This is a genomic window from Janibacter sp. YB324 (genome assembly GCF_014217915.1).
GTDB classification, from domain to species: Bacteria; Actinomycetota; Actinomycetes; order Actinomycetales; family Dermatophilaceae; genus Janibacter; species Janibacter indicus.
In genome coordinates this window covers 595,388-611,948 of sequence record NZ_CP060120.1, presented here as the reverse complement: position 1 = coordinate 611,948, position 16,561 = coordinate 595,388, and the positions used below count along the sequence as shown (strand labels likewise).

The 16,561-nt window shown below is 70.0% G+C and carries 20 protein-coding genes; 7 read left to right on the top strand and 13 right to left on the bottom strand.

Annotated elements, in window-relative coordinates; translation table 11 throughout:
* Together H7A72_RS03075 and H7A72_RS03070 are read right to left on the bottom strand one after the other, a co-directional pair.
* Positions 1-942, bottom strand: a complete 942-nt coding sequence (locus H7A72_RS03075; protein ID WP_072623803.1) for a carbohydrate ABC transporter permease — start codon at positions 940-942, stop codon at positions 1-3.
* Positions 939-2,249, bottom strand: a complete 1,311-nt coding sequence (locus H7A72_RS03070) for an extracellular solute-binding protein (RefSeq protein WP_223277757.1) — start codon at positions 2,247-2,249, stop codon at positions 939-941. Before H7A72_RS03070 ends, H7A72_RS03075 begins: the two co-directional genes overlap by 4 nt.
* Before the next feature lie 163 nt (positions 2,250-2,412).
* Here H7A72_RS03070 and H7A72_RS03065 point away from each other — a divergent pair, with 163 nt between their 5' ends.
* The 3 genes from H7A72_RS03065 (at position 2,413) to H7A72_RS03055 (ending at position 4,417) form a co-directional block, all read left to right on the top strand.
* Positions 2,413-2,928, top strand: coding sequence for a carbonic anhydrase (locus H7A72_RS03065; RefSeq protein WP_072623801.1), 516 nt, complete (start codon positions 2,413-2,415; stop codon positions 2,926-2,928).
* 65 nt (positions 2,929-2,993) lie between these two features.
* On the top strand, positions 2,994-4,067 hold the full coding sequence (locus H7A72_RS03060; protein WP_072623800.1) for a Glu/Leu/Phe/Val dehydrogenase dimerization domain-containing protein: 1,074 nt from the start codon (positions 2,994-2,996) through the stop codon (positions 4,065-4,067).
* On the top strand, positions 4,064-4,417 hold the full coding sequence (locus H7A72_RS03055; RefSeq protein ID WP_072623799.1) for a nuclear transport factor 2 family protein: 354 nt from the start codon (positions 4,064-4,066) through the stop codon (positions 4,415-4,417). The genes H7A72_RS03060 and H7A72_RS03055 overlap by 4 nt, the downstream gene beginning before the upstream one ends.
* A 91-nt stretch (positions 4,418-4,508) precedes the next feature.
* Here the strand turns inward: H7A72_RS03055 and glmM are convergent, their stop codons facing one another.
* Complete coding sequence (gene glmM, locus H7A72_RS03050) at positions 4,509-5,858, bottom strand: phosphoglucosamine mutase (RefSeq protein ID WP_072623798.1); 1,350 nt, start codon at positions 5,856-5,858, stop codon at positions 4,509-4,511.
* A gap of 115 nt (positions 5,859-5,973) precedes the next feature.
* Here glmM and H7A72_RS03045 point away from each other — a divergent pair, with 115 nt between their 5' ends.
* A complete protein-coding gene (locus tag H7A72_RS03045; RefSeq protein WP_185221585.1) occupies positions 5,974-7,110 on the top strand; it encodes a glutamate--cysteine ligase in 1,137 nt (378 codons plus the stop codon).
* Between the two features lie 116 nt (positions 7,111-7,226).
* Here H7A72_RS03045 and rpsI read toward each other — a convergent pair whose 3' ends face one another.
* Positions 7,227-7,736 (bottom strand): 30S ribosomal protein S9, encoded by a 510-nt coding sequence (rpsI, locus tag H7A72_RS03040; protein WP_072623796.1) that lies wholly within the window; start codon positions 7,734-7,736, stop codon positions 7,227-7,229.
* Between the two features lie 30 nt (positions 7,737-7,766).
* Entirely contained in the window at positions 7,767-8,210 is a 444-nt protein-coding gene (gene rplM / locus H7A72_RS03035; protein WP_072623795.1) for a 50S ribosomal protein L13, read from the bottom strand.
* Between the two features lie 230 nt (positions 8,211-8,440).
* Between rplM and H7A72_RS03030 the strand changes: the two genes are divergently transcribed.
* On the top strand, positions 8,441-9,004 hold the full coding sequence (locus H7A72_RS03030) for a helix-turn-helix domain-containing protein (protein ID WP_185221584.1): 564 nt from the start codon (positions 8,441-8,443) through the stop codon (positions 9,002-9,004).
* 20 nt (positions 9,005-9,024) lie between these two features.
* On the top strand, positions 9,025-9,711 hold the full coding sequence (lepB, locus tag H7A72_RS03025) for a signal peptidase I (RefSeq protein ID WP_223277756.1): 687 nt from the start codon (positions 9,025-9,027) through the stop codon (positions 9,709-9,711).
* On the opposite strand, the gene truA is transcribed toward lepB, so the two are convergent.
* The 8 genes from truA to infA form a co-directional block, all read right to left on the bottom strand.
* A complete protein-coding gene (gene truA / locus H7A72_RS03020) occupies positions 9,712-10,542 on the bottom strand; it encodes a tRNA pseudouridine(38-40) synthase TruA (RefSeq protein WP_185221583.1) in 831 nt (276 codons plus the stop codon). It lies immediately after the preceding gene.
* 136 nt (positions 10,543-10,678) lie between these two features.
* Positions 10,679-11,245, bottom strand: a complete 567-nt coding sequence (rplQ, locus tag H7A72_RS03015; RefSeq protein ID WP_185221582.1) for a 50S ribosomal protein L17 — start codon at positions 11,243-11,245, stop codon at positions 10,679-10,681.
* Between the two features lie 59 nt (positions 11,246-11,304).
* Positions 11,305-12,339 carry a DNA-directed RNA polymerase subunit alpha gene (locus H7A72_RS03010; RefSeq protein WP_084450031.1) on the bottom strand — a complete coding sequence of 345 codons (1,035 nt, stop codon included), beginning with the start codon at positions 12,337-12,339 and terminating at the stop codon, positions 11,305-11,307.
* A gap of 148 nt (positions 12,340-12,487) precedes the next feature.
* Entirely contained in the window at positions 12,488-13,096 is a 609-nt protein-coding gene (rpsD, locus tag H7A72_RS03005) for a 30S ribosomal protein S4 (RefSeq protein ID WP_185221581.1), read from the bottom strand.
* A gap of 29 nt (positions 13,097-13,125) precedes the next feature.
* Entirely contained in the window at positions 13,126-13,524 is a 399-nt protein-coding gene (gene rpsK / locus H7A72_RS03000) for a 30S ribosomal protein S11 (protein WP_007928041.1), read from the bottom strand.
* Between the two features lie 74 nt (positions 13,525-13,598).
* Complete coding sequence (rpsM, locus tag H7A72_RS02995; RefSeq protein WP_185221580.1) at positions 13,599-13,970, bottom strand: 30S ribosomal protein S13; 372 nt, start codon at positions 13,968-13,970, stop codon at positions 13,599-13,601.
* A gap of 227 nt (positions 13,971-14,197) precedes the next feature.
* Complete coding sequence (gene rpmJ, locus H7A72_RS02990) at positions 14,198-14,311, bottom strand: 50S ribosomal protein L36 (protein ID WP_007928044.1); 114 nt, start codon at positions 14,309-14,311, stop codon at positions 14,198-14,200.
* A gap of 105 nt (positions 14,312-14,416) precedes the next feature.
* Complete coding sequence (gene infA, locus H7A72_RS02985) at positions 14,417-14,638, bottom strand: translation initiation factor IF-1 (RefSeq protein WP_007928045.1); 222 nt, start codon at positions 14,636-14,638, stop codon at positions 14,417-14,419.
* 213 nt (positions 14,639-14,851) lie between these two features.
* Between infA and H7A72_RS02980 the strand changes: the two genes are divergently transcribed.
* A complete protein-coding gene (locus H7A72_RS02980; protein WP_185221579.1) occupies positions 14,852-16,525 on the top strand; it encodes a BCCT family transporter in 1,674 nt (557 codons plus the stop codon).
* Positions 16,526-16,561 lie beyond the last annotated feature (36 nt).

The window sequence follows — 16,561 nt, the reverse complement described above, 5'->3', positions numbered from 1 at the left end:
TCAGTTCCTCCCCTGCGTCAGGTCGACCTTGAACCCCTTGACGAACAACGCCGCGATGACCAGGACGCACAGGAAGAGGATCACCGACAGCGCCGACCCGAGGCCGATCTCGGTCCGGTCGATGGTCTGTCTGAAGATGAGCCCGGAGAGCGAGTTCGTCCCGTTGGCGCCCCCGGTCATGATGAAGATGTTGTCGAAGATGCGGAAGGCGTCGAGGGTGCGGAAGAGCAGCGCCACCATGATCGCCGGCTTCATGTTCGGCAGGATCACCTTGGTGAGCACCTGCATCCACGAGGCGCCGTCGACCTTGGCGGCCTCCTCCATCGACGTGTCGACCTGAGCCAGACCGGCGAGGAGCAGCAGCGACATGAAGGGGGTCGTCTTCCAGATCTCCGAGAGGCAGATGACGAAGATCGAGGGCCAGAAGCTGCCGAACCAGTCGTAGTTGTCGCTCACCCCGGGGATCCAGCTCGTCCAGCGGTTCACGAAGCCGGTGTCCGTCTGGTACATGAAGAGCCAGGTGAAACCGGAGACGACCGTGATGATCGAGTACGGGATGAGCACCACCGTGCGCAGCGTCCGCCGCGGGAGCACGATCCGGTGCATCACCAGGGCGATGATGAAGCCGAGGACGAGCTCGACGACCACCGTGATCAGGGTGATGAGCACCGTCGCCCACATCGCGCTCCAGAAGACCGAGTCGCTGAAGGAGACGATGTAGTTGTTGAGCCCGACGAACTCGCGGTTGTCCGGGTCGGTGAGCCGGTAGACGAAGAAGCTGTTCCACACCGCCTGGAGGATCGGGTAGGCGGTGACGAGGAGCATGACGACGAAGGCCGGCATCGCCAGCTTCCAGCCGAGCCGCTGCTCGGCCCGGGCCCGGTCGGACAGGCGAGGCTTCTCCCCCTTCGTCCGTGGGGTGGTGTCGGTGGAGGCACTCACAGCAATGCATCTCCGTTCAGGACGTCCTTGAGCAGCTGCGTGGTCTGCTCCGGGGTCTTGTCGGGGGTGACCGAGCCGGGCGGGCTGTACTCGCGCTGGATGCCCGAGGAGACGTCGCCGTAGTACTGCGTGAGCGGCCGCGGACCGCTGGAGTCGAGGGACTGGCGGATGAGCGCCGCCATCGGGAAGTCCTTCTTGATGTCGGCGTCGTCGTAGACCGCCTTGCGGGCGGCCGGATTGCCGGTGCCGAGCATGTAGGCCTTCTGGCTCTCCTGCGAGGTGAGGCACTCGACGGCCTCCCACGCCTGCTCCTGGTTCGACGAGGACTGAGCCACGCCCATCTCGATCCCGCCGAGCGGAGGCTTGGACTCGGTGCCCTCGGTCGTCTGCGGGTAGCGCGTCCACGCGAGGTCCTTGATCCAGTCGACCTCGGCGCCCCTGAGCGCCGCGTAGACGTAGGGCCAGTTGACCATGAAGCCGGCCTGCTCGTTCTGGAACATGTCGAGCGTCGACGTCTCGTCGGTCGAGCCCAGCGCCGGCCCGCCGACGCCGTCGTCGTTGAGCTTCTGGATGATCTCGGCAGCCTTCTTGCCGCCCTCGGACTCGAGACCGAACTTCAGCTCCGGGCCGTCCGCCCCCGGATTTTCGACGATGTGGTCGCCGCCGCCCTCGACGAGGGCGTTGATCCACACCATGTAGCCCTCGTAGCGCGAGGCCTGGACGCCGATGTTGCTGTCGGTCTTCTTCGCAGCGTCGATGACCTGGTCCCAGGTGACCGGCTTGGTCATGTCGAGGCCGGCCTCCTTCGCCACCGACTTGCGATACCAGAGGACCTGGGTGTTGGCCCAGAAGGGGGCCGCGACGAGCTCGTCCTTCCACGTGGCGTTGGTGACCGCCGGGTCGACGACGTCGTCGGTGAAGGTGGAGACCTTGTCCTCGGGGACCGGCGCGAGATAGCCGGCCTCGGCGAACTCGGCGACGAAGACCGGGTCGATCGACATGATGTCGACGCCCTTGTCCTGCGAGGCCAGGCGCCGCAGCAGCTGCTGGCGTTGGTCGCTCGCGCTGTTGGGCAGCAGCTGGATGCTGATGTCGTAGGCGCCGTCGGAGGCGTCGGAGCACTCCTTGGCCAGCTGCGCCTGCCCGCCACCGGCCGGGTCGGAGCCACCGCCGTCGGGGTTGATGTACCAGGTCAGGCGAGCCGAGCCGCCTGACGAACCGTCGTCACCGCAGGCCGCCAGGCCGAGGCTCGCGGCCGTCGCCGCGGCGGCCATGAAGGCGATCCGACGTCGTCGTCGTGTCTCCACGTCGTTCCTTTCGTCCGCGGGGCACGACGTGGGCGAGAGCCCGACGCCGCCTCCCAGACACTGTCTACACCTCCGCTGTGCCCCACGTCACGAATAGGGGGTCACGAATTGGCAGCCTTCCCCGCGGGGCTACTGTGCAAGCACTCCCCGAAAGGACTCCCCCATGAGTGCACCCACCGGCCACGATGCCACCTTCACCGACCTGCTCGAGGCCAACCGCGCCTTCGCCGACGACTTCTCCCTCGGCGGCTTCGACGGCATCGCCCAGGCCGGCGTCGCGATCGTCACCTGCATGGACAGCCGCATCGACCCGCTGGGGATGCTCGGGCTGAAGCCGGGCGACGCCAAGATCTTCCGCAACCCCGGTGGCCGCGTCACCGCCGCAGCCCTCGAGGCCCTCGTCCTCGGTGTGCACCTGCTCAACGTCAAGCGCGTCCTCGTCATCCCGCACACCCGGTGCGCGATGACCAGCTCGACCGAGGTCGAGCTGCGGCAGAAGGTCGGCGAGTCCGCCGGTCAGGACGCGTCGTGGCAGGGCTTCCACGTCGTCACCGACCAGCTGGACTCCCTTCGTCAGGACGTCGCCGCGGTGCGCTCGCACCCGCTCATCGCCGACCGTGCCGCCGTGGGCGGGTTCGTCTACGACGTCGACACCGGCCTGATCAGCCAGCACTACTGAGTCTTCCGCCCGGCGACGACCGGGGTCGGTGACGGGGGTCACAGCCGCAGTGCCACCATGGGCTCATGACCACCGTCACCCACCCCGTCCCGACGTCCGACGCCATCGCCACACCCTGGGCGAGCGAGCAGACGATCACCTGCCGCGACGACCGCGTCGGCCTCCGCGCCATCATCGCGATCGACGACACGACCCTCGGCCCCGGCTTCGGCGGGGTGCGCTACCGCGCCTACCCGTCCACCGAGGCCGCCGCCCGTGAGGCCCAGCGCCTCGCGGCCGCGATGACTCTCAAGCACGCGCTCGCCGAGCTGCCCTACGGCGGGGCGAAGTCCGTCGTCGTGCTCGACGGCGACGCGCCCGCTCCCGGCAGCCCGGAGCGCCGCGCCCTCTTCGCCCGCTTCGGCGAGATGATCGCCCGCACCGCCGGCTCCTACGTGCCCGGCGTCGACATGGGCACCCTCCTCGAGGACATGCAGACCATTCGCGACGACGGCGGTGCACGGGCCTTCTGCGACGAGGTGAGCCCCTCCCCCTTCACCGCCCGTGGTGTCTACGCGGCGATGCGGGCCGCGGCCGTCCACCACCACGGCGAAGGGGGTCTGTCCGGTCTGCGCGTCGTCGTCCAGGGCATCGGCAGCGTCGGCGAGGAGGTCGCCCGGCTCGCCCACGGCGACGGCGCCCGCGTCACGCTGGCCGACATCGACACCGCCCGCGCGCAGGCCCTGGCCACCGAGCTCGGCGGCGACACCGTCCCCACCGAGGCCGCCCCCTTCACCGAGGCGGACGTCTTCGCGCCCTGTGCCGTCGCGCGTGTCGTGACCCGCGACAGCATCGACCGCCTCCCGGCACGGATCATCGCCGGGGCGGCCAACGACACCCTCGACTCCCCCGACTGCGCCGGTGCGCTGCAGGCGGCGGGCATCACCTTCGTCCCCGACTTCGTCGCCAACGCCGGCGGCGTCATTCAGGTCCACGGCGGCGTCGCGGGCTGGTCCCCCGAGGAGACGCTCGCGGCCATCGACCGCATCGGCGAACGGGTCACCGGCCTGCTCGCGGCAGCGGAGGCGGAGGGCATCACGCCCGTCGAGGCGGCCCTGCGGCGCGCCGACGCCGCCCTCGGACGGACGGTGGTCCGATGAGCGCCGAGCAGGCGGTGCGCCGCTACTACGCGCTCGTCGACGCAGGTGACGTGACCGGCGTCGTCGACTGCTTCGCGCCCGACGCCACCTACCACCGTCCCGGCTACGACCCGATGGTCGGGCACGCGGCCCTCACCGACTTCTACGGCGGGGAGCGCGTCATCGCCGACGGGCGGCACGAGCTCGACGAGCTCGTCGTCGACGGCCGGAGGGTCGCGGTCCACGGGCGCTTCGTCGGCACGCTCAAGGACGGCAGTGCCGCGCGGGTCGGCTTCGCCGACTTCTGGGTCCTCGACGACTCCGGGCGGGCCGTCACCCGCCGCAGCTTCTTCGACACCCCCGCCGTCTGACCCGACCGGAGCCCGCACTGCCGTAGGGCAATGCGGCCCACCCGGCCCCGATTGCGCATTGCCGTAGGGCAATGCGGTCTCGGGGGCGGCGTCAGAGTGCCAGGCGCTCCTTGACGACGACGGACAGGCGCTCGGCCGACTCCTGGGCGCGCTCGTGGGTCGCGGCCTCGACCATGACCCGCACGACCGGCTCGGTACCCGACTTGCGCAGCAGGACCCGCCCCTCGTCGGCGAGCGAGGCCTGGACCTCGGTGACCGCGGCCTGCACGCCCTCGTCGCCGTCGACCCGGTGCTTGTCGACACCCTTGACGTTGATGAGCACCTGCGGCATGCGGGTCATCGCGCCGGCCAGCTCAGCCATCGAGCGACCGGTCTCGGCGACCCGCGCGGCGAGCATCAGGCCGGTGAGGACACCGTCACCCGTGGTCGCGTGCTCCTGGAGGATGACGTGGCCGGACTGCTCGCCACCCAGCGAGAAGCCGCCCTTGCGCATCTCCTCGAGGACGTAGCGGTCGCCGACGCCGGCCTGCACGACGGTGATGCCGGCGGACTCCATGGCACGCAGCAGACCGAGGTTGCTCATGACCGTCGCGACGAGGGTGTCCTGGGCGAGCTCGCCGTGCTCCTTGAGCGCGAGCGCGAGGATCGCCATGATCTGGTCGCCGTCGACCTCGCGGCCCTGCCCGTCGACCGCCAGGCAGCGGTCGGCGTCGCCGTCGTGCGCGATGCCGAGGTCGGCGCCGTGCTCCACGACGGCGGCGCGCAGGCCCTCGATGTGCGTCGAGCCGACACCGTCGTTGATGTTGAGCCCGTCGGGGCGGGCGCCGATGACGTGCACCTCGGCACCGGCGAGGCGGAAGGCCTCGGGCGAGACCTGGCTCGCGGCGCCGTGGGCGCAGTCGAGGACGATCGTCAGCCCGTCGAGACGCTGCTCGACCGCGTCGAGCAGGTGGCGCACGTAGCGGGCGCCTGCGTCGTCCATCGGCGTGACCCGCCCGACGTCGATGCCCGTCGGGCGGTCGGGCGTCTCGTCCATGGCCGCCTCGATGGCGTCCTCGACGGCATCGGGGAGCTTGTGGCCCCCCTTCGCGAAGAACTTGATGCCGTTGTCGGGCATGGCGTTGTGCGAGGCCGACAGCATGACGCCGAAGTCGGCGTGCAGCTCGGCGGTGAGGAAGGCGACGGCCGGCGTCGGCACCACACCGGCGTCGAGGACGTCGATGCCGCTGCTGGCGAGCCCGGCGACGACGGCGGCGGAGAGGAACTCGCCCGACGCGCGGGGGTCACGGCCCACGACCGCGACCGGCCGGTGGCCCTGCAGGCCCTCGGGGTCGCGCAGGACGCGCGCGGCGGCCTGGGCGAGAGCGAGGGCGAGGTCTGCGGTGATGACCTCGCCGTTGGCGAGGCCGCGAACACCGTCGGTGCCGAAGAGTCGGGACATGTGCGTGCTGAACCTTCCGTGGGGGGCCCGCCGCATGACACACGAGCGACGGGCTCGTGCGACGATACCCGCTGGTTAGGCTGGGAGACCGTAGGTGCGACGTCGAGAGGCCCTCATGATCGAGTTCACCCCATCAGACGGCCCCACCCTCGGGGTCGAGTGGGAGATCGCCCTCGTCGACGGGGAGACCCTCGACCTCGTGCCGCTTGCCGACTCCGTCGTCGAGCCGCTGGCCGCGGAGGACGGCCTGGCCCCCAAGGTCCACCGCGAGCTGCTCACCAACACCGTCGAGCTCGTCACGGGCATCTGCCGGGACGTCCCCGAGGTCGTCGCCGACCTCTCCGACAGCCTGTCGAGGCTGCGCGGGGTCACCGACGGCCTCGGGCTGGAGCTCATCAGCGCCGGCACCCACCCCTTCGCCAGGTGGGAGTCGCAGCAGGTGAGCGAGGGGGAGCGCTACGCGACGCTCATCGACCGCACCCGGTGGTGGGGGCGGCAGATGGTCATCTACGGCGTGCACACCCACGTGGGCGTCACGCACCGCGACAAGGTCCTGCCCCTGCTCGGGGGGATGCTCAGCTATGCGCCGCACCTCCAGGCCCTCGCGGCCTCGTCACCGTGGTGGGGCGGGGTCCCGACCGACTACGCGAGCAACCGCGCCCTGCTCTTCCAGCAGCTGCCGACCGCCGGGCTGCCCTTCCAGTTCGAGACGTGGGCCGAGTACGAGCGCTACGTCGACGACCTGCTCGTCACCGGCGTCATCGACGGGCTCAAGGAGGTGCGCTGGGACCTGCGTCCGGCGCCGCACCTGGGCACCCTCGAGGTGCGGGTGTGCGACGGCGTGCCGACGCTGCACGAGATCGCGGCGCTGACCGCCCTCACCCAGTGCCTCCTCGTGCACCTCGACGACCGGCTCACCGACGGCGGCACGATCCCGACGCTGCCGCCGTGGCACGTGCAGGAAAACAAGTGGCGCACCGCGCGCTACGGCATGGACGCCATCATCATCCTCGACTCGCGCAACCGCGAGCGCCTCGTCACCGATGAGCTGCACGACCTGCTCGAGCGCCTCACCCCGATCGCCCGCCGCCTCGGCTGCGAGCGCGAGCTGGCCTGCGTGGAGGACATCATCCGGGCCGGCGCGAGCTACCAGCGACAGCTGGCCACCGCCGACGCCCACGGTGGCGACCTCGTCGAGGTCACCCGGTCGCTCGTCGCCGAGATGCGGTCCGGGCGCCCGCTGACGGTCTAGCGGGGCACGACCCTTCGAGGCTCCTTCGTCGCACCTCAGGACAACGCGAAGGGCGGCGCCCACCGTGAGGTGAACACCGCCCTTCGTGGTCTCGAAGACCAGCGTCGATCCGTGGATCAGCGCTTGCTGTACTGCGGCGCCTTGCGGGCCTTCTTGAGACCGGCCTTCTTGCGCTCCGGGACGCGGGCGTCACGGGTGAGGTAGCCGGCCTTCTTCAGGGTGGCGCGGTTGAGCTCGGGGTCGACGCCGTTGAGCGAGCGGGCGACGCCGAGGCGGACGGCACCGGCCTGGCCGGAGGGGCCACCGCCGTGGACGCGCACGAGCACGTCGTAGGCGCCGTCGAGCTCGAGCGCGACGAGCGGCTCGTTGACGATCTGCTGGTGGACCTTGTTGGGGAAGTAGTCCTCGAGCGCACGCCCGTTGACCTTCCACTCGCCGGTGCCCGGGACGATCCGGACGCGGGCGATGGCCTGCTTGCGGCGGCCGGTCGCGGAGCCGGGAGCGGACGCGGAGGGGCGGCGCACGGGCTCGTCGGTGCCGACGGGGCCCTCGGACTCGGAGGTGTAGGAGCTCAGCTCGGGCTCGTCGCCCTCGAGCACCTCGATGTTGTCGGTGGTGTCAGCCACAGTGATTCCTCAGTTCCTTGTCGGCGGCGCTTACTGCGCGACCTGGGAGATCGTGTAGGGGGTGGGCTGCTGAGCGGCGTGCGGGTGCTCGGCACCGGCGTAGACCTTGAGCTTGCTCAGCTGCTGGCGGCCGAGGCTGTTGCGGGGCAGCATGCCGCGCACGGCCTTCTCGACGGCGCGCGTCGGGTGCTTCTCCAGCATCTCGGTGTAGTTCATCGAGGACAGACCGCCCGGGTGACCCGAGTGACGGTAGGCGCGCTTCTGCTCGGCCTTGGCGCCGGTCAGCGCGATCTTGTCGGCGTTGATGATGATGACGAAGTCGCCGGTGTCCACGTGGGGGGCGAAGGTCGTCTTGTGCTTGCCGCGCAGCAGGGTCGCGGCCTGGCTCGCGAGGCGGCCGAGCACGACGTCCGTGGCGTCGATGATGTGCCACTGACGGGTGATCTCACCGCCCTTGGGGGTGTACGTGCGCATGTCAATGCCTTCTGCTCGTCGTTCGCTTGCCCCTGCGGGGGCGAAGGGGAGGCGCCGCACGTCGCGAGGACGGGGCGCCGCTGGGTTCAATTCTACGGACCGCCCACCTCCCGCCGAAATCCGCACAACCGCCCCAAAACCCTTGGTAGGCCGGGCATCTCGCACGATCTCGGGGCGTCCACGACGGCCACCCAGCGGCGATTGCACAAAACTTGTGCAATCGTGGAGGGGTGACGGACTCCCCTTCGACCGCGCCCTGGCGACTGCTCGCCCACCCGCTGCGCTCGCGCATCCTGGCCCACCTGCGGCTGCACGGTGGGGCCACCGCCGCCGAGCTCGCCCGCGCGCTGGGCACCAACACCGGCGCCACGAGCTACCACGCCCGGGTGCTCGCCGACGCGGGGCTGCTCGAGGACACCGGCCTGGGCGACGGCCGCTCCCGCGTGTGGGCCGCGGCCGAGGAGGACGAGGAGCCCGCCATCGACACCTCCGTCGCCGTGAGCACGATCGACGACGCCGACGACCTCGCCGACGCCCTGTGGCTCGCCCACGACCTCGTCGACCACCACGCCCAGCGGATGCACGGCTGGGTCGACGCCCAGGTGTCGTGGCCCCTGGTCTGGCAGGAGGAGTGCGGGCTCGACGACCGCGAGGTCCTCGTCGACGAGACCCAGCTGGCCGCGCTGCGGGCCGAGCTCGGCGCGGTGCTCGAGCGCTACCGACGACGCGGCGCCGGCACCCCGGGCGCGCGCCGGGTCTCCGCGGTCGTCGCCCTCACCCCCCTGCCCCGCTGACCCGACATAGGCTGACGCGCGTGAGCGAGGGCACCGAGGGCGAACGGCACTGGCTATGGGGCGTGCTGCTGCGCATCACGATCGCCTTCGCGGTCCTGGCGCTCGTCACCCACACGCTCGTGCGGCCCTTCGTCATCCCGAGCGGGTCCATGGAGCCGACCCTCATGACCGGCGACCGCGTCTTCGCCCAGGTCGTCGGTGTCGACGGCGACGACCTCGAGCGCGGTGACGTCGTCGTCTTCGGCCACGGCGAGACCTGGGACGCTGCCCGCATCGACGAGACCCACCCGGTCAAGGACGTCCTGCGCTACGCGGGCGACCTCCTCGGCGCCGGCCCCAGCCACACGGCCCACACGGTCAAGCGGGTCATCGGTCTGCCCGGGGAGACGGTCACCTGCTGTGACGACGAGGGGCGCGTCCTCGTCGACGGCAAGCCGATCGCGGAGCCGTACGTCAAGAACGATCTGGCCTTCGGCGGATGCGACGAGCGCGTGTCCCAGCGCTGCTTCCCCGAGATCACCGTCCCCGACGGCTCCTACCTCGTCCTCGGCGACAACCGGGCCAACAGCTCCGACTCTGTCGCCGGCTGCCGCGGGCAGGTCGAGGGCGACTGCGCCACAGCGCGGTTCGTGCGCGCCGACCAGGTCGTCGGCACCCTCGGCTGGCGCTGGTGGCCGCTGCCACCGGGTGGGGCCGAGCGCAGCTGATCAGTCCTCGCGGCGAGCCCGCGCCTCGACGGCCCGGGCCGCGAGGGCGTCGTCCTCGGGGTACTCGACCTCGGCGAGGCACAGTCCGTGGGCGGGCATGACCTTGACCCTCGGGTCGCGGGACAGGCCCGTGAGCACCTCGACGGGGAAGTCGACCCCGCGCCGCCCCTCCCCCACGGGCACGAGCGCACCGATGAGCGCGCGCACCATCGAGTGGCAGAAGGCATCGGCCCGCACGGTTGCCTCGAGCAGCCCGTCGTCGCGGCGCTCCCAGTCGTAGCGCAGCAGGGTGCGCGTCGTGCTGGCACCCTCGCGCTTCTTGCAGAAGGCCGCGAAGTTGCGCAGGCCGAGCAGCCGGGCCGTCGCGGCATTCATCGCGTCGACGTCCAGGGGCGAGCGCAACGCCACGACCTCACGACGACGAAGGGGGTCCAGCCGCGTCGGGTCGTCGCAGACCAGGTAGCGGTAGCGCCGGCTCAGCGCGGAGAAACGCGCGTCGAAGCCCTCGGGTGCCCGCGCCACCCGGTGGACGACGACGTCGGGCGGCAGCACACCGCGCAGCCGGGTCGCGAGGGCCTCCTCGGGTGCGCGGTCGGAGTGGCCCACGGCGCGCTCCAACTCCTCTGGCTCGAGGTCGACGTGGACGACCTGCCCGGCGGCGTGGACCCCTGCATCGGTCCGCCCGGCGACGGTCAGCCGCGCCGGCTCGTTCAGTCGCAGCACCGTCGTCACCGCGGCCGCGAGCTCTCCCTCGACCGTCCGCAGCCCCGGCTGCGCCGCCCACCCGTGGAAGTCGGTGCCGTCGTAGGCGAGGTCGAGACGCAGCCGCATGCGGGTCAGCGTAGGCGAGGCACGACGAAGGCGATGTCCTGAGGCGTGAGGCCGCCCGCGGCCGAGCACACGAAGGGGCGCCGCCCACCCGGTGGGGTGAGCGGCGCCCTTCGTGCTGCGGGGGTCGAGCGGGGCCTCAGGCCTCGTCGGACTCCTGCTGCTTGGCCTCGCCACCGGCGGGGGCCGCGGTCTCGTCGGCCGCGGTCTCGTCGGCCGCGGTCTCGTCGGCGGTGGTCTCCTCGACCGTGGTCTCCTCGGCCGGGGCCTGCTCGGCCTCGTCCTTGGCGGAGCGCTTGGTGGCGGCCTCGGCCTCGGCGACGACGGCGCGCTTCGGCTTGGCGTCGACGGGCTCGCGGACGAGCTCGATGACGCACATCGGGGCGTTGTCACCCTTGCGCGGGGCGATCTTGGTGATGCGCGTGTAGCCGCCCTGGCGCTCGGCCATGTCGGGAGCGATCTCGACGAAGAGACGGTGGACGACGCTCTTGTCCTGGACGGTCGTCATGACCTTGCGGCGCGCGTGCAGGTCGCCGCGCTTGGCGAAGGTGATGAGGCGCTCGGCCAGGGGGCGCAGACGCTTGGCCTTGGCCTGCGTCGTCGTGATCTGGTCGTGCTCGAAGAGCGCGGTGGCGAGGTTCGCGAGGATGAGCCGCTCGTGAGCCGGGCCGCCACCGATACGGGGACCCTTGGTGGGGGTGGGCATGGTGTTCTCCTTGGAGGTTCTGACCTACCGCGTCGGCGGTGAGGTCGGGAAGCGGTGGGTCAGAGCTGCTCGTCCTCGGCGAACGAGGCGTCCTCGTCGCCGGACTCGTCGTAGTCGTCCTCGCCGTAGCCGGGGATGGCCGTCGGGTCGAAGCCGGGAGGGCTGTCCTTGAGGGCCAGGCCCATCTCGTGCAGCTTGGCCTTGACCTCGTCGATCGACTTCGCACCGAAGTTGCGGATGTCGAGCAGGTCGGCCTCGCTGCGACCCACGAGCTCACCCACGCTGTGGATGCCCTCGCGCTTGAGGCAGTTGTACGAGCGGACGGTGAGGTCCAGGTCCTCGATCGGCAGGGCCAGGTCGGCGGCGATCGCGGCGTCGGTCGGCGAGGGGCCCATGTCGATGCCCTCGGCCTCGACGTTGAGCTCACGGGCCAGGCCGAAGAGCTCGACGAGGGTCTTGCCGGCGGAGGCCAGCGCGTCCCGGGGGGCGATCGAGTTCTTGGTCTCGACGTCGACGACGAGCTTGTCGAAGTCGGTGCGCTGCTCGACACGGGTCGCCTCGACCTTGTAGGTCACGGCGAGGACCGGCGAGTAGATGGAGTCGACCGGGATGCGGCCGATCTCCTGGTCACCGGTCTTGTTCTGCTGCGCCGAGACGTAGCCGCGGCCGCGCTCGACGGTCAGCTCCATCTCGATGGAGCCCTTGTCGTTGAGCGTGGCGATGTGCAGGTCGGGGTTGTGGACCTCGACACCGGCCGGGGGGTTGATGTCGGCGGCGGTGACCGCGCCGGCACCCGACTTGCGCAGGTACATCACGACCGGCTCGTCGTTCTCGCTGGAGACGACGAGGGACTTGATGTTGAGGATGATCTCGGTGACGTCCTCCTTGACCCCGGGGATCGTGGAGAACTCGTGGAGCACGCCGTCGATCCGGATCGAGGTGAGGGAGGCACCCGGGATGCTCGAGAGCAGGGTGCGACGCAGCGAGTTGCCGATCGTGTAGCCGAAGCCGGGCTCGAGGGGCTCGATGACGAACCGCGAGCGGTTGTCGGCGATGACCTCTTCGCTGAGGTTGGGGCGCTGTGCGATGAGCACGTCTGTTTCCTTCCCACGGGCGACCGCTATATGACGCCTCGTGAAGGTGCCGGTCTGGTGGCCGGCGGTTGGTGCGCCTCTGTCCGTGCACCAACCGTGAGGCTCCTGCCCCCTTCGCACGAGGCGAAGGGAGCAGGAGCGACGGTGATCAGTTCTTCGAGTAGAGCTCGACGATCAGCTGCTCGGTGAGCTGGGTGTCGATCTGCTCGCGGGTCGGCAGCTGGTGCACGAGGATCTTCAGGCTGCCGGGGACGACGTGGAGCCACGCCGGGACCGGACGCTCGCCGAAGGTCTCACGCGCGAGCTGGAAGGGGAAGGCCTCCACCGACTGCTTGCGGATCGTGATGATGTCGTACTGCTCGACGCGCTGGCTCGGGACGTCGGTGCGGACACCGTTGACCTCGAAGTGGCCGTGCGTGACGAGCTGGCGGGCCTGACGACGCGTGCGGGCCAGGCCCGCGCGGTAGATGACGTTGTCGAGGCGCGACTCGAGGATGGCCAGCAGGTTGTGACCGGTCTGGCCGGGGCGGTTGGCCGCCTCCTTGTAGTACCGGACGAACTGCTTCTCCATGACGCCGTAGGTGAAGCGGGCGCGCTGCTTCTCCTGCAGCTGGGTGAGGTACTCCTTCTCCTGGATCCGCCGACGGCCGTGCTGGCCCGGGGGGAAGGGACGGAGCTCGAAGTTCTTGTCGCCGCCGACGAGGTCGAGCTTGAGTCGACGCGACTTCTTGGTGATGGGGCCGGTGTAACGAGCCATGTCTTATCTGTCTCCCGTATCTCTGCTGCTCAGACGCGACGGCGCTTGGGCGGGCGGACACCGTTGTGCGGGCTGGGCGTGACGTCCTGGATCGCGCCGACCTCGAGGCCGGCGGCGGTCAGGGAGCGGATCGCGGTCTCGCGACCGGAGCCCGGGCCCTTGACGAAGACGTCGACCTTCTTCATGCCGTGCTCCATGGCGCGGCGTGCAGCGGCCTCGGCAGCCATCTGGGCGGCGTACGGGGTGGACTTGCGCGAGCCCTTGAAGCCGACCTGGCCGGCGGAGGCCCACGAGATCACGGCACCGGTGGGGTCGGTGATCGAGATGATCGTGTTGTTGAACGTGCTCTTGATGTGGGCCTGGCCCACGGCCACGTTCTTCTTGACCTTGCGGCGCACCTTGGCGCCGGAGCGGGTCTTGGGGGGCATGTTTCTCCTACGAAGTTCTTCGGTGTGTGGTGATCACCGCGCGGCCGGAGCCGGCAACGGTGAGCCGTGGTGTGTCAGGCCTTCTTCTTGCCTGCGACGGTGCGCTTCGGGCCCTTGCGGGTCCGGGCGTTGGTCTTGGTGCGCTGACCGCGGACCGGGAGACCGCGGCGGTGCCGCAGGCCCTCGTAGGTGCCGATCTCGACCTTGCGGCGGATGTCGGCGGCCACCTCGCGGCGGAGGTCACCCTCGAGCTGAACGTTGGCCTCGAGGTAGTCGCGGAGGGCGACGAGCTGGTCGTCGTTGAGGTCCTTCACGCGGGTGCTCGGGTCGACGCCGGTCTCGGCGAGGGCCTTGCTTGCGGTCGTGCGTCCCACACCGAAGATGTAGGTCAGGGCGACCTCGGCGCGCTTCTCGCGCGGCAGGTCGACTCCAACAAGTCGTGCCATGTGCTGGCTTCCTTCTCGTGATTCGGAGGTCTGGTGCACCACCGATCCGGCGGTGGGTCCCGCCGATCTGGGCGGGCCGCTCGGTCCCCGGCCTCCGAGCCGGGGGTGACGTCCTGCTCCGCGAAGGGGGCAGGGGCCGGGTGGTGCGTGCTTCTTGACGTTGGCGTTGCTCGAGGATCTGTGGCGATGAGCCAAGGTCCCCGCCGTGCGGGCCGTGGTGGCCGCGATCAGCCCTGGCGCTGCTTGTGGCGCAGGTTGTCGCAGATCACCATGACCCGACCGTTGCGGCGGATCACCTTGCACTTGTCGCAGATCTTCTTGACGCTCGGCTGAACCTTCATTGCCGTCTCGCATCTTTCATCGATCTGTCCCGACCCACAGTGAGGTGGACCGGGTCGTGCGGGAGTTGCGTCCCTCGTCGGTCGCCGGGTCGACGACCGCCTCGGTCAGCGGTAACGGAAGACGATCCGGCCGCGGGTCAGGTCGTACGGGCTGAGCTCGACGACAACCTTGTCCTCGGGGAGGATTCGGATGTAGTGCTGCCGCATCTTGCCCGAGATGTGGGCGAGAACCTTGTGACCGTTGGTCAGCTCGACCCGGAACATTGCGTTCGGGAGCGCTTCGACGATCGTGCCCTCGACCTCGATGACACCGTCCTTCTTGGCCATACCCTCTCAATCCGTTGGTGGTCGCCTCCTGGATGGAGGCCACCGGGTCCGGCACGCGCGCGATGGCCTCCTCGACGAGCGAGGAGGCATGACACACGTAGCCGACGATCAAGAATAGTGGACGAAGACGCCGGGGACGAAATCCACCCCTGAGCGCCCCGGTTTGCCAGACTCGGGGGTCCGGATGCTGACCCCCTTCGAAAGGATCACACCGTGGACGCACTGGCTCGCAAACTGGGACTGCGCACCCACCCCACCATCTTCTTCGTCTCGGCGGGCCTCATGGTCCTCTTCCTGCTCGTGCTGCTGGTCTTCCCCACCCAGATGAACTCGGTCTTCGGCCGTGGCCGGGAGTGGATCGTCACCAACCTGGGCTGGTACTTCATCTTCGGCGTGACCGCGTGGGTGATCATGCTCCTCGCCGTGGCCTTCAGCCCCTACGGTCAGGTCCAGCTGGGCCGCAAGGAGACACCCCCCGAGTACAGCTTCGCCTCGTGGTTCGCCATGCTCTTCGCCGGCGGCATCGGCACCATCCTGATGTTCTGGGGCGTCGCCGAGCCGATCTCGCACTTCAGCGAGCCGCCTCGGTCCGGGGTCGAGCCCTACACGGTCGAGGCGGCCCAGGACGGCATGAACTTCGCGCTGTACCACCTGAGCCTGCACACGTGGGCGATCTTCTGCCTGCCGGGTCTGGCCTTCGCCTACTTCATCCACCGCTACGAGCTGCCCGTGCGGGTCAGCTCGGTCTTCTACCCGCTGCTCAAGGAGCGCATCTACGGCCCGATCGGTCGCGCCATCGACATCCTGGCGATCCTCGGCACCCTCTTCGGCGTGGCCGTGTCCATCGGCCTGGGCACCTCGCAGATCGGCGCCGGCCTGAGCGAGCTCTTCGGTTGGACCAACGACACCACCCTGCAGGTGCTCATCATCATCGTTCTGACGACCGTCGCCACCACCTCCATCGTGCGCGGCCTCGACAAGGGGGTGAAGCTGCTGTCGAACATCAACATCGGCATGGCGATCGGCCTCATGCTCTTCGTCCTGCTCACCGGCGGGATGACCCTCTTCCTCATCCGCGAGATGTTCGAGACCACCGGAAACTTCGTCGCCGCGCTGCCCGAGCTCATGCTGTGGAACGACGCCCTCGCCGACGTCACCAAGGACGACGGCTGGGGTTGGCAGGGCGGGTGGACCGTCTTCTACTGGGCGTGGACGGTGAGCTGGGCCCCCTTCATGGGGATCTTCCTCGCGCGCATCTCCAAGGGCCGCACCGTCCGCGAGTTCGTGCTCGGTGTCCTCTTCGCCCCGACGCTGTTCACGATCATCTGGTTCGTCACCTTCGGCTGGTCGGCCCTGCGCCTCGACGGGATGGACGGGCAGGAGGGGCCGATCTCAGCGGCCGTCGCCGAGTCGGTCCCACTGTCGATGTTCGCCTTCTTCGACAACTACCCGGCGACGACCATCGTGAAGGGCCTGGCGGTCCTCATCGTGGCGATCTTCTTCGCGACGAGCTCGGACTCGGCCTCGCTCGTCGTCGACATGCTGTGTACCGGCGACGGGGACGCGGGGCCGACCCGGCAGCGGGTCTTCTGGGGGGTCAGCGAGGGGGTGCTCGCCGCCCTGCTCATCGTCCTGGCGGGCGACGACGGGCTCACCGCACTCCAGCAGGTGATCACCGTCGTCGGGCTACCGATGTTCACCCTGATGTTCGTGGCGGGGATCAGCTTCGTCATCGCCCTGCGCAAGGAAAATCTGCAGTTCGTCACCAAGGTCGAGGGCGTCCCACCGGAGGCGGTCTCCGCCGGCCGGCAGGCCAGGGACCGTGGCGAGATCACCGGCGAGCTGCCGGTCGTCGAGGAGGAACCCGAGCCCTCCCCGCACACCTGAGCGCGCCCCTCCCGATCGGGCCGCGCACCCCGCGTG